The organism is Mesorhizobium comanense (assembly GCF_005503535.1).
Lineage (GTDB): Bacteria > Pseudomonadota > Alphaproteobacteria > Rhizobiales > Rhizobiaceae > Mesorhizobium > Mesorhizobium comanense.
In genome coordinates this window covers 77,909-90,255 of sequence record NZ_SCNN01000013.1, presented here as the reverse complement: position 1 = coordinate 90,255, position 12,347 = coordinate 77,909, and the positions used below count along the sequence as shown (strand labels likewise).

The window sequence follows — 12,347 nt, the reverse complement described above, 5'->3', positions numbered from 1 at the left end:
CTTTCAGCAAGCCGCGGCCAGCGCGGCGACAAGCGTGCATCCGTGCGATGCGCCGATCCAAGAGGTTTTGTCATGCACCATCAAGCGACGGGACTGCGCTCCAGCAGCCAGATTTTGATCACCGACACCGACCACGACAGACTGACGGTCCTTGCCAGGAGCCTGCTCGACCGGGCGCCCGAGACCGCGGAGGAACTGCTTTTCGAAATGGACCGGGCCATCGTCACCGACGCGGCGGCGATGCCGGCCGGCGTGGTGCGGATGGGGTCGACAGTGACGGTCCGCGGCGAGGGTGGGGATGTCCAGTGCGTCACGCTGGTCTATCCCGGCGAAGCCGACATTGCCGAAAGCCGGATTTCGGTGCTGACGCCGATGGGAACCGCGCTCATCGGTGCCGGCGTCGGTCAAACGGTGTGCTGGAGCGGTCGCGGCGGCCGGCAATTGTCGGTGACCGTCGAGGCGGTCGACATGCCAGCAAGCGGCCAAAGCTGATCATGGAGGCCGTGATGACAAGAACCGTTTGCCGCCTCACGAGGAAGGATTTCGCCGTGCTGGAAGTTCTGCTGGAGCGCCGACGGGCCTTCGCGGATCCGATGGTCCCGATGATGGAGCAAAAGCTCGCCAGCGCCGAAGTCGTGCCGGCCGACAGGATAGAGCCCGATATCGTGACATTGAACAGCAGGGTGGTCTTCACAATCGATGCCGGTATGGCCGAGACCCGCACGCTGGTGCAGAACGAGATGCGTGGGCCGGTCGGCTCCAGCCTGTCGGTGGCGACGCGGCGGGGGCTCTGCATGCTCGGCATGGCGCAGGGGCAGACGGTGTCGCTCGAACACGCCGGCGGCAGGCGCGAGTGGATCAGCGTCAAGACGGTGCTCTACCAGCCCGAGGCCGCGCGGCGTGCCGCGAGCGAGCGGGCGCTGGCGGGCGAGCGGCGTCCAGGCCTGAAACTTGTCTACAGCGCCGCAACCTGCGTCCGGCCTCTTGGCGGAACCGGTGGAATGCGGCAGACAGACAATGACGACCCCGGCCCCTCCGCGGCGTGAAACAGTCCACAGCGCATGAGCCCGGGGATGGGGATCGATTTTCGTCCGGGATCATGCGCAAATCGCAAGGCGCGGCCATCGGTCTCATGACCGATGCAAGGAGTTGAACAATGAAGATCATGGTGCTGGGCAGTGGCGTCATCGGGGTGACCACGGCCTATTATCTCGCCGAGGCCGGCCACGAGGTGACGGTGGTCGACCGCCAGAAGGGTCCGGCGCTGGAAACCAGCTTCGCCAATGCGGGCGAGATTTCGCCCGGCTATGCCTCGCCCTGGGCCGGGCCCGGCATTCCGCTGAAGGCGATCAAATGGCTCCTGATGAAGCATGGCCCGCTGGTGGTGCGGCCGGCTTTCGACCCGCATATGTGGACCTGGCTGGTCAAGATGCTGCGCAACTGCACGGCCGAGCGCTATGCGCTCAACAAGTCGCGCATGGTGCCGCTGGCTGAATACAGCCGTGACACGCTGAAGGCGCTGCGCGAGGCGACCGGCATCAGCTACGACGAGCGCACCCAAGGCACGCTGCAGCTGTTTCGCACGCAAAAGCAGCTCGACGGCACGTCTGGCGATGTCGAGGTGCTGAAGAAATATGGCGTGCCCTACGAAATTCTCGACCAGGACGGCTGCATCGCGGCGGAGCCGGCGCTGGCCGGCGTGCGCGAGAAATTCGTCGGCGGCCTGAGACTGCCGCATGACGAGACCGGCGACTGCAAGATGTTCACCGACAGGCTGACCGAACTGTGCATCGCGCGCGGCGTGAAGTTCGAATACGACATGACGATCTACCGCATCCTGCGCAGCCGCAACCGCGTCGCCAATCTCAGCACCAGCAAGGGCTGGAGGACCGCCGACGCCTATGTCATGGCGCTGGGCAGCTATTCGGCGGGCTTCATGCGCAAGATGAAGCGCCCGATCCCCGTCTATCCGGTGAAGGGCTATTCGATCACCGTTCCGATCAAGGATGCGGCGCTGGCTCCGGTCTCGACGGTCATGGACGAAACCTACAAGGTGGCGATCACCCGGCTGGGGGACCGCATCCGCGTCGGCGGGACGGCCGAGATTTCCGGCTTCGACCTTCGGCTGCACGAATCGCGGCGGCGCACGCTGGAACATTCGGTCGGCGATCTCTTTCCAGGCTCAGGCGCCATGCGCGAAGCGACGTTCTGGTGCGGGCTGCGGCCGATGACACCGGACGGGCCGCCGCTGATCGGCCGCACCGAGCTTTCCAATCTCTATCTCAATACGGGCCACGGCACGCTCGGCTGGACCATGGCCTGCGGCTCGGCCAAGGTGCTGGCCGACATCATCTCGAACCGGGTGCCGGATATCGATGCGCGTGCCCTGGCGCAGGAGCGCTATCTGAAATAGCGGGCCCGGCGTCAGAAGGCTTCCCGGACCCAGACCTCGTCGAACAGCAACCTGTACGCCCACGGGATCGTCACATTGGTGGCGACGGGGTTCGAATGGGCGAGATAGTCGTCGTAGATCGGCTTCATCCTGGTGTAGAAGGCCGGATCGAGCACCGTCATGCCGTTCTCGGAATCGTGGAAGAAGCTGCGGTTGTTGAGGTTGACCGAGGAGATGGCGACGAGCCTTTCGTCGATCATCATGATCTTGGAGTGCAGGACCACATCGGGCGCCTTGAATTCGCGGATGTCGATGCGGTCGCCATATTTCTCGACGAACAGCTTGTTGAGCGCGGTGAGGAACTTGCCGCCAATATCGCCCTTGAGATCGATGCGGCCGACAATGTCGATCCTGACGCCTCGGGCGAGCGCCCGGTCGAAGGCGCGGGCTAGGCTGGGCGTCAGATTGAGGTACGGGTTGACGATCTGGATATGATGCCGGGCGGCATCGACCAGTTCGATGAAGTAAGTCTCCAGCGCGTGGCCGTCTTCGTAGGGCACCGAGATGAAATGCCGGGCATTGCCCCGGGGGTGGCCAGCGGCGCGAACCGGGATGGAGAAGGGGCGCGACAGGTTGGTGTCGGCGTCGCGCAGCCATACGGTCGACAGGTGCGCGGCAAGCGTCTCAACGGTCGTCCTGTCGGCGAACTCGATGTCGAAATCGCTCCAGTTCGAATAGTAGTTCAGCGAAAAGCCGTCGGTCTTGCCGTATTGCTGCAGGTCGGGATAGCGCGACAGGTCGATCGGCTGGTGAAACAGGAAGCCGTCATGAATGTTGCGGCCGCCGATGATGGCGCGCGAGCGCGCCGGGTCCTGCGCCAGCGTCGCCAGCATCTTGATGTGCAGGACCTTGTGCAGTTGCGAGATCTGTTCGTCGATGGGCGCGCCATGGTCGGCCCGCCAGCGATATTCCTGCAATTCGACATTGGGGAATTCGGCCGCCAGCCGGTGCAGCATGGCATCGTCCTTCTCGCGCTCCAACACATCGGTGACCATGATGCGCACCTTGGTGCCAAGCGCCGCATGATGGCGGATCAACCGCTCGATGATGCGGCCGGAAAAATCCGCCTTGAATTCGAGCGAGGACAGATAGATCAGCTTCAGCCTCGGCGCCCTGGAGAAATCGAGCGGCAATTCCGGATCGCCCTTGTCGATTGCCGCGTCGGACAGCGGAGCGCCCAGCAGCGCTTCGACCTTGGCGTTGAAGCCGTCGCGGGATTTGCGCAGCAGCCTGGGCTGCCCGATCGGCATGGCGCAGGTCTGCGACAGCCAGCGGCTGGCATAGAAGACGCGTTCGAGCGGGTCGAGGCCACCTCCGGTGGGAACGGGGCAACGCTGGTAGCGGCTGTCGAAGGAGGCGATGGCAGGATCGGTGGTCTCCTCGCGCAGAATGGTGAGCGCGGCGCCTTTCGGAGCAAGACTGGAACGGATCAGCGCTGTGCAGCGGGTCAGGCCGTCGGCCGGGAACAGGCTGACCGTGTCGTCCTCGCCCGACAGGCGGAAGCGGAATGCCGTACCGGCGGCGATCGTGCGCGAGGCGCCGGCGGCGCGGATCGCCAGCGCGCCGTCGCAACTGCCCTCGATCTCGGCCGGCTGTTTGCCCGCCTGGCGTACGACGATCTCCACGCTGCGTGCCTGCAGGCCGGAAAATTCGAACGTCTTGTCGGCCTGGGGCCTGGCTGCCGCGTCGATATAGAGTGTCTGCCGCGACACCCGCCAGCGCCCGGCGAAATGGCCGTCGCCGCCGGGGCCGGCCGCCGGCGGCAGATGCGGCGTGGCAAGCGCGCCGGCAAGCCGCTGCAGCGTCGAATAGGTCGCCTGGAAATCAGCGTTCTGGACATCCCTGCGATTGCGTCCGAACGGGCCCGTGCCGTTGGCGCGATCCATGGCGCCGATCTGGCTGTCGGCGAGCAGCGCCAGGAAGCGCTTTTCATAGTCGCCGGTGTCCGTATCGCCGAAGAACTGGGCCGTCGCGGTCCCGGGCCCCGGTGTCGTGGCGGAGAGCGAAGGCCGCCCGCAGGCTTCCTGCCCCGGCAGGAGGTCGCAGGCATCCCGGCCTGCGCCGGCACAGCCGGCGAGGGCCGCAAGAGCCAGCCAGACCAGAGCGCTCTGGATCGCCGTGCGGCCCGTCATCCCGCAACCCCGGCCTTCATGGCACTCAACTGCGCGGGATCGCGCGGCGGCATGAAGCCATGCGGGAAGATCCTGCAGACCGGTATGGCGAAGGTGGCGATGAGCAGCTCCGCCTCGCTCCGCATCCCGCGGGGCGCAGTCCTGTCGTCGCGGATCGTTCTTGCCGAGGCGACGAGGGCGCCGTCGCAGTCGCAATGGTCATGCTGTGCGATATAGCAGGCGTCATGGACCTGGCAGACCGCGTCGAGACGGTCGACCGGCCGGGCCGACAGGTCGCCGGTGCGGGTGCCCGGCCCGCAATAATTGCCGATGACGAAAGGCGAGGGGCGCGCCATGGCATAGCGGATTGGCTTGGGCAGATCAGCCTCCGGCACTTTCGTCCATGGATTGGCACAGCCGGAGAGCAAAAACAGCGGCAGAATGGCAAGAACGGCTCGCATGTCTTTCCGCGCCAGCTTTCTGAACGACTTCCCCACGCCGGCTATCGTGCCCGCGCCGACGACCGCGTGCCTGATGCCACACCGGCTGGTTTTGTGGCAAGTGGAAGGCCATGTGTATCGCCCAATTGTGATATGTTCGAATTCCATTTAACCCGTGCATTGTCTCCCTTAGCATTTCGCGAGAATTATGATGCGTTTCTGCTTTCTGACCATGGCTTTGGGATTTCTGTTCTACGCCTCCGGGGCCACTGCCGAAGACAAGACCTTTCATGATCACGAGAACGGATTTTCACTCACTGTTCCGGACGGATGGATAAACGAGCAGCCTTCCGACGAGCAGATACGGCTGAGCGTAAAATCCGCTGATCTAACCTGCATGGTATCGGCTTCCCTTTACGATAAATCGGCACCGGGCTCGCCGTCCGATACGGGCAAATTCATGGAGGGCTGGTCGATGAGCAATTGGAAAAAGACGATAGGCTCTTCATTCAGCACGGCCGATTTCACCAATGACAGGCTGGCAAGGTTTCCCGACGGCTACCCTGTTCGCTTGGCCGACGTGGACTTCACGGTTCAGGCCGAGAGTGCCACTTTTTACGGTCATTCCAGATTTGCGTTCTCGGTCCGAGGCCCGCGCTACGGTTATGTGAATTGCACAGTGATGGGCACGAGCCTCGAGCAGGTGGCGCAGATGTGGGCGCCGATGGCGGACAAGGCTGAGCGTGTGGTGAATTCGTTCATTCTTGACGCGCCTTGAATCTCGCTGGTTGTTAGATCAACTGAACAGGCCACGTTCCCGCTCCACCGCTTTGGTGATGAAGGAGGCAACGATCTGGACCCTGCGCAGCGGCCTTACCGATTCATGGTAGACCAGCCAGTAGGCGCGGCGAATGGGTGCAACGATGTCGACCGGCACAAGCTCCGGCATGGAACGGGCGACGAATGTGTGCAGGATGCCGATGCCGGCGCCAGAGCGCACCGCCTCGGCCTGGCCGAGGGCCGAGGAGATGGCGAAGCTGGTGCGCCAGTCCGGGCTGAATTCGGCGGCATAGTCGAGCGAAGGGCTGACGATGAGGTCCGGCACGTAGCCGATCAGCGTATGCCGGGAGAGTTCGGCGGCGGTCCTGGGCAAACCATTGGCGTCGGCATAGGCGCGGGAGGCGAACAGGCCGAGCGTGTAGTCGACCAGCTTTCCCGCCACCAGCCGGCCTTCTGTCGGCCGCTCGACCGTGATGGCGATGTCGGCCTCGCGCCGCGAGAGGGAAAAGGAGCGCGGCACCGGTACGAGCTGGATGGTGAGTTCGCGGTGCAGGGCTGTCAGCTCGCCGAGCCGCTTGGCCAGGAAGGCGACGCCAAAGCCGTCCGGCGCACCGATGCGCACGGTTCCGGAGACGTCGTCGCCTTCGCCCGATATCGTCGAGCGCGCGGCGATCATGTCGCCTTCCATGCGCTCGGCGATGTCGAGGAAGCGCTCGCCGGCCGGCGTCAGCTCGCTGCCGGTGGTCAGCCGGCGGAAGAGTTTCGTGCGCAGCGCCTCCTCGAGCGCGGCGATGCGGCGCGAAACGGTGGCATGGTTGAGCTCCAGCCGTTTCGCCGCGCCAAGGATCTGGCCGGCCCGCGCCACGGCGAGGAAGATGCGGACGTCATCCCAGTTCATCGGGGTGGTCCTGCCAATCGACGAGCGTCGAATTCCTGCCCACCCCTCTCTGGCCTGCCGGCCATCTCCCCCGCAAGGGGGGAGATCGGGTGCCACGTTTGCTTTCGCCAATCACCAACGCCTGAGGAGCAGCGCCATCAACGAAACTGCCAATCTCCCCCCTTGCGGGGGAGATGTCCGGCAGGACAGAGGGGGGTGTGAAGGAACGCAAGCTTCAGCCTTCAGGGCAACTCATCATTTGCGGCAATTAATGCACACCCAGCTGTTGTTGTCCAATTTCCGCACAACGGTTGCGTTCTTCCTCGCGTTGCCATCCGGCCCTCAAAGGCGGAGAATGGACCATCACCAAAACAGGGAGAGAAATCATGATCGAATACGGTCATTTCATCGGCGGCAAGCGCGTCGCCGGCACCAGCGGCCGCAAGCAGGATGTGATGCAGCCGATGGACGGTTCCGTGCGCGGCACGGTGGCGCTCGCCTCGCAGGCTGAACTGCGCGCGGCGGTCGAGAACGCCAAGGCGGCGCAGCCGAAATGGGCCGCCACCAACCCGCAGCGCCGCGTACGCGTGCTGATGAAGTTCCTCGAACTGGTCGCCCGCGACTATGACGAACTGGCCGACATCCTGGCGCGCGAGCATGGCAAGACCATCGCCGACGCCAAGGGCGACATCCAGCGCGGACTCGAAGTGGTCGAAGTCTGCATCGGCGCACCGCACATGATGAAGGGCGAGTTCACCGACGGCGCCGGCCCCGGTATCGATGTCTATTCGATGCGCCAGCCGCTCGGCGTCGTCGCCGGCATTACGCCGTTCAACTTCCCGGCGATGATCCCGCTGTGGAAGATCGCGCCGGCAATCGCCTGCGGCAATGCCTTTATCCTGAAGCCGTCGGAGCGGGACCCGGGCGTGCCGCTGCGCATCGCCGAACTGTTCCTCGAGGCCGGTCTGCCGGCAGGCATCCTCAACGTCGTCAACGGCGACAAGGATGTGGTCGACGCCATCCTCGACGATCCCGACATCAAGGCCATCGGCTTTGTCGGCTCGACGCCGATCGCGCACTACATCTATTCGCGCGGCACCGCCGCCGGCAAGCGCGTGCAGTGCTTCGGCGGCGCCAAGAACCACATGATCATCATGCCCGACGCCGATATGGACCAGACCGTCGACGCGCTGATCGGCGCCGGCTACGGCTCGGCGGGCGAGCGCTGCATGGCGATCTCGGTGGCCGTTCCGGTCGGCAACGACACCGCCAACCGGCTGATGGAAAAGCTGATCCCGCGCGTCGAAAGCCTGAAGGTCGGCCCGTCGACGGATTCCTCGGCCGATTTCGGGCCTGTCGTGACGGCGCAGGCGCTGGAGCGTATCAAGGGTTACGTCGACACCGGCGTCAAGGAAGGCGCCAAGCTGGTCGTCGACGGCCGCGGCTTCAAGATGCAGGGCTACGAGAACGGCTACTATATGGGCGGTTGCCTGTTCGACAACGTCACATCGGACATGCGCATCTACAAGGAAGAAATCTTCGGACCGGTGCTCTCGGTGGTGCGTGCGCCGACCTATGAGAATGCCATCCAACTCGCCAACGACCACGAGATGGGCAATGGCGTCGCCATCTTCACCCGCGACGGCGACGCCGCGCGTGACTTCGCAAGCCGTGTCCAGGTCGGCATGGTCGGCGTCAACGTGCCGATCCCTGTTCCGATCGCCTACTACACGTTCGGCGGCTGGAAGGCGTCCTCGTTCGGCGACCTCAACCAGCACGGGCCGGATGCGTTCCGCTTCTATACCAAGACCAAGACGGTGACGTCCCGCTGGCCGTCCGGCATCAAGGATGGTGCCGAGTTCGTCATCCCGACGATGAACTGACCGGACGGTTTTTCGTCTGCGCGTCCTCGCCGCGGGCGGCTGCGGGCGCGCGGGCCGGCATCAAGAATGGTGCCGAGTTCGTTTATCCCGACGATGAACTGAGTTTCCTGCAACTGTTCGAAAAACGGGCGCCCCCTCGGGCGCCCGTTTTGCTTTCAGGCCTGCTTTTGCGTAGAGGGCCGCTCTTGCGTCCAGGCGTACCGATGGCGCCGGGCCCTTGCGATGGCAGACCAGGCGCTTGTTTTCAGATCAGGACCCCACCATATCGAATCCAGGAGTGCGAGAACGCACTCTGTGACGACAGACCGGAAACCAGAAGGAGTGACGTGATGAAGACGTCGAACCCGGCCTGGAGCGTTCCGGCACATTGAGGCCGTCCGATGTGCCTCCCTTGCCGGAACGCAAAGGCAAAGGAGGTGCCAAATGGCACGCATATTTTCATTTCGATGGTTTGGGATAGCCACGATCGGCGCCGCGCTGGCGCTGTCGACGCCATCGGCACAGGCGCAACTGGTCTGCGGCGTCCACAGTGACGTTGTCGCGGGGCTGGCGCGGGCCTTCCAGGAAAAGCAGGCCGGCTACGGCGTGGTCGGCCAGGCCGCCATCGTCGAGATCTTTGTTTCGGCGAGCGGATCCTGGACGATGCTGATAACCGACGTGAAGGGCCGAAGCTGCATTCTGGCGGCCGGTGAAGGGTGGGAGAACAATCTCACCGTGGCCTCGGCCGCGCACGGAATCTGAGCCGCCCGATCAGCGCGTCGCGGCCACCTCGGCATGGGCGCGCAGCAACGCCATCAGTTTCTTGGCGTCCTTGGCCGCGCCTTCCTCGTCACCGTCGAGGATCGAGCGGATCAGCGCGACATGGTGCTCGGCCGACTCGGCCAGGCCCGTATCCGCCTTGTAACGGAACCAGAAGCGGCGGCTGTGGGTCTGCAGGGGTGCGGCCAGGCGGGCGGCAAAGGGGTTGTCGGCGGCCAGCGCCAGCGCTTCGTCGAGCGCCTTGTCTGCCTGGATGAAGGCGAGCACGTTGCCCGAGATGACCGCCTTCTGCATGGCCAGCGCCGCTTCATGAAACAGGTCGGCGGCCTCGCGCGTGACAAAGCGGGCGGCCGAACGGGCCAGCACCACCTCGACGCCGCGCCTGGCGTCGAGCACGCGCAACCAGTCTCCGGGATGCAGTGGCGCGATCGCGATGCCGGCGCGGGGCCTGACGTCCAGCAGGCCTTCCCAGGCCAGCCGCTGGATCGCCTCGCGCACCGGCGTCCGGCCAAGGCCGAGCCGGTCGATGAGGGATCCCTCGGTGACGAAGCTCGCCGGCGCCAGTTCGAGCGTGACGATCATATGCTCGAGGACGCGGTAGGCCTTGGTGGCCACCGGCTCGAAGGCGGTGCTCGTCTCTATGGATATCAATGGGCAGGCTCCTGATATATTTTTCATATATCATAACGGATTCAGCGTTGACAGCCCGCTTTTTAACAAATATACGGCTGATATATCAGATGGAGAGATAGCCATGTGGACCGGAGTTTTCCCCGCAGTCACGACCAAGTTCACCGCCGACGACCGCCTCGACCATGCCGAAATGGAGCGCTGCTTCAGCCTGCAGATGGAGGCCGGCTGCGACGGCATCATCGTCTGCGGCTCGCTTGGCGAAGGCCCGATGCTGTCGCATGACGAGAAGATCGAGGTGCTGAAGACCGCCCAGAAAATCGCCGGCAAGAAGCCGGTGCTTCTGACGGTCAACGAGGCCGGCACCCGCGAGGCCGCCGCTATCGCCAAGCGCGCCGCCAAGGAAGGCGCCAACGGGCTGATGGTGGTGCCGAGCCCGATCTACCACACCAACGCCGAAGAGACGGTCGCCGCGCTGCGCGCCGTCGCGCAGGCCGGCGACCTGCCCGTGATGATCTACTCCAACCGGCTTGCCTACCGCGTCGACGTCACCGTCGACCAGATGGAGGAGCTGGCGTCGGACAAGCGCTTCGTCGCCATCAAGGAATCGTCCGACGACATCCGGCGCTCGACCGAGATCATCAACCGGCTGGGCACCCGCTACGATCTCTTCACCGGCGTCGACAATCTCGCCTTCGAGGCGCTGTCGGTGGGCGCCATCGGCTGGGTGGCCGGCCTGGTCACCGCCTTCCCGCGCGAGACGGTCGCCATCTACCAATTGATGAAGCAGGGCCGCCGCGAGGAGGCGCTTTCGATCTACCGCTGGTTCCGGCCGCTGCTCGACCTCGATGTCTCGACCTATCTGGTGCAGAACATCAAGCTCGCCGAAGTCTTCGCCATCCAGACCAACGACCGCGTGCGCATGCCGCGCCAGCCGCTGTCGGGCGAGCGCCGCAAGGCGGTCGAGAAGATCGTCAGGGATGCGCTGGCCGTGCGGCCGGCACTGCCGACTTTCTGATAGCTTCCTTCCGCCTGTTCGAAGGCGGAAGATGGCGACGGTCAGAGGAGAGGCGGCGCCGACGTGCAGGAAAATTCCAAGTCGACAGAGGCGGGGCGCCGCCCCTCATCCGCGCTTCAGGCGCCTTCGTCCCGTGAATCGGGAGAAGGGAAGGATGTCGCCATCGTCGGCGGCGGCATCATCGGCATCTGCGCGGCCGCCTTTCTTGCCGAGGCGGGGCTCGATGTCACCGTCTTCGACCGGAGCGGCATCTGCGAGGAGACCAGTTCCGGCAACGCCGCCGCGTTCGCCTTCTCCGACGTGCTGCCGCTCGCGCACAAGGGCATGATCCGGCAATTGCCGAAATGGCTTGCCGATCCGCTCGGGCCGCTCAGCATTCCTCCGGCCTATCTGCCGAAGCTGTTGCCCTGGCTGATCCGCTTCTGGCGTGCCGGTGCGCCCTCGAAATACGAGGCGAGCCTCGCCACCCAAGCCGGCATGATGAAGCTCGCCGAAGCCGAATGGACTGACCTGCTCGACCGTTCCGGCACGCGGTCGATGCTGCGCGAGGACGGTTCGCTCGAACTCTATGAGAGCGAGGCGGAGTTCAAGGCATCACTGCCGGGCTGGGCGGCGCGCAGGCGTTTCGGCATCGGCTTCCGGCATGTCGAGGGCGACGGGATGGCGGCGCTCCAGCAGGGCCTGTCGCCACGCTTCGTCAAAGGCACGTTCGTGCCGGGATGGAAGACGGTCGCCGACCCGAAACTCCTCGGCAAGGCCGTATGGGCCTATGCACAAGCCAAGGGCGCGCGCTTCGAAACAGCCCTGATAAGCCGGATCGCGGCGGATCAGTATGGCGTTGTCCTGACACTGGCCGATGGCACCGTCAGGCGAGCCGGGCGCCTCGTCGTCGCGGCCGGCGCCTGGTCGCACCTCCTGGCGCGCCAGCTTGGCGATCGCATTCCGCTGGAGACCGAGCGCGGTTATAACACCACACTGCCGGTCGGCGCCTTCGACGTGAAACGGCAGCTGATCTTTTCCGGCCACGGTTTCGTCATCACGCCGCTCGCGACGGGTCTGCGCGTCGGCGGCGCCGTCGAACTTGGGGGCATCGAACGCGCACCCAACTATGCCAGATCGAAGGCCCTTCTGGAAAAGGCTCGGAAATTCCTTCCCGGGCTCGATCCCTCGGGCGGGCGCGAGTGGATGGGATTTCGTCCCTCGCTGCCGGATTCGGTCCCCGTCATCGGCCGCGCGCCGGGATCCCGGTCTGTCGTCTATGCCTTTGGCCATGGCCATCTCGGCCTGACCCAGGCGGCTGCCACCGGGCGGTTGATCCGGGAACTCATCCTGGGGCAGACTCCGTCAATCGATCTCGCCCCCTTCAGCCCACAAAGATTTTGATTTTTCGAGGAGCG

At 64.7% G+C, this 12,347-nt stretch carries 11 protein-coding genes and 2 pseudogenes; 8 read left to right on the top strand and 5 right to left on the bottom strand.

The features are described from left to right. Positions 1 to 72 precede the first annotated feature (72 nt). From rnk to FFS37_RS21710, 3 genes are all read left to right on the top strand, one after another. Positions 73 to 492: a nucleoside diphosphate kinase regulator gene (gene rnk, locus FFS37_RS21720; RefSeq protein WP_137933023.1), complete on the top strand. Its 420-nt coding sequence runs from the start codon at positions 73 to 75 to the stop codon at positions 490 to 492. Between the two features lie 14 nt (positions 493 to 506). Next, on the top strand, positions 507 to 1,046 hold the full coding sequence (locus tag FFS37_RS21715) for a nucleoside-diphosphate kinase (protein WP_137933022.1): 540 nt from the start codon (positions 507 to 509) through the stop codon (positions 1,044 to 1,046). Between the two features lie 110 nt (positions 1,047 to 1,156). Next, positions 1,157 to 2,413, top strand: a complete 1,257-nt coding sequence (locus FFS37_RS21710; RefSeq protein ID WP_137933021.1) for a D-amino acid dehydrogenase — start codon at positions 1,157 to 1,159, stop codon at positions 2,411 to 2,413. A gap of 11 nt (positions 2,414 to 2,424) precedes the next feature. On the opposite strand, the gene FFS37_RS21705 is transcribed toward FFS37_RS21710, so the two are convergent. Both FFS37_RS21705 and FFS37_RS21700 read right to left on the bottom strand, forming a co-directional pair. Further along, positions 2,425 to 4,584 carry a phospholipase D-like domain-containing protein gene (locus FFS37_RS21705; protein ID WP_137933020.1) on the bottom strand — a complete coding sequence of 720 codons (2,160 nt, stop codon included), beginning with the start codon at positions 4,582 to 4,584 and terminating at the stop codon, positions 2,425 to 2,427. Then, positions 4,581 to 5,024: a hypothetical protein gene (locus tag FFS37_RS21700; protein WP_137933019.1), complete on the bottom strand. Its 444-nt coding sequence runs from the start codon at positions 5,022 to 5,024 to the stop codon at positions 4,581 to 4,583. Before FFS37_RS21700 ends, FFS37_RS21705 begins: the two co-directional genes overlap by 4 nt. Before the next feature lie 190 nt (positions 5,025 to 5,214). Here FFS37_RS21700 and FFS37_RS21695 point away from each other — a divergent pair, with 190 nt between their 5' ends. Beyond that, on the top strand, positions 5,215 to 5,781 hold the full coding sequence (locus FFS37_RS21695) for a hypothetical protein (RefSeq protein WP_137933139.1): 567 nt from the start codon (positions 5,215 to 5,217) through the stop codon (positions 5,779 to 5,781). Positions 5,782 to 5,799: 18 nt separating this feature from the next. On the opposite strand, the gene FFS37_RS21690 is transcribed toward FFS37_RS21695, so the two are convergent. Then, complete coding sequence (locus tag FFS37_RS21690) at positions 5,800 to 6,681, bottom strand: LysR family transcriptional regulator (protein ID WP_137933018.1); 882 nt, start codon at positions 6,679 to 6,681, stop codon at positions 5,800 to 5,802. Positions 6,682 to 7,046: 365 nt separating this feature from the next. Between FFS37_RS21690 and FFS37_RS21680 the strand changes: the two genes are divergently transcribed. After that, the gene (locus FFS37_RS21680; protein ID WP_137933017.1) at positions 7,047 to 8,543 is read left to right on the top strand and encodes a CoA-acylating methylmalonate-semialdehyde dehydrogenase; all 1,497 of its coding nucleotides are present in this window, start codon (positions 7,047 to 7,049) and stop codon (positions 8,541 to 8,543) included. 423 nt (positions 8,544 to 8,966) lie between these two features. Further along, complete coding sequence (locus FFS37_RS21675) at positions 8,967 to 9,284, top strand: hypothetical protein (RefSeq protein WP_137933016.1); 318 nt, start codon at positions 8,967 to 8,969, stop codon at positions 9,282 to 9,284. 9 nt (positions 9,285 to 9,293) lie between these two features. Here FFS37_RS21675 and FFS37_RS36630 read toward each other — a convergent pair. Beyond that, positions 9,294 to 9,638: pseudogene (locus FFS37_RS36630) on the bottom strand (FCD domain-containing protein); the annotation flags it as partial. Positions 9,639 to 9,788: 150 nt separating this feature from the next. Beyond that, positions 9,789 to 9,884: pseudogene (locus tag FFS37_RS36625) on the bottom strand (GntR family transcriptional regulator); the annotation flags it as partial. Between the two features lie 172 nt (positions 9,885 to 10,056). Here FFS37_RS36625 and FFS37_RS21665 point away from each other — a divergent pair. Together FFS37_RS21665 and FFS37_RS21660 are read left to right on the top strand one after the other, a co-directional pair. Further along, the gene (locus FFS37_RS21665) at positions 10,057 to 10,950 is read left to right on the top strand and encodes a dihydrodipicolinate synthase family protein (protein ID WP_137933014.1); all 894 of its coding nucleotides are present in this window, start codon (positions 10,057 to 10,059) and stop codon (positions 10,948 to 10,950) included. Positions 10,951 to 11,013: 63 nt separating this feature from the next. Then, positions 11,014 to 12,333, top strand: coding sequence for an NAD(P)/FAD-dependent oxidoreductase (locus FFS37_RS21660; protein WP_137933013.1), 1,320 nt, complete (start codon positions 11,014 to 11,016; stop codon positions 12,331 to 12,333). Positions 12,334 to 12,347 lie beyond the last annotated feature (14 nt).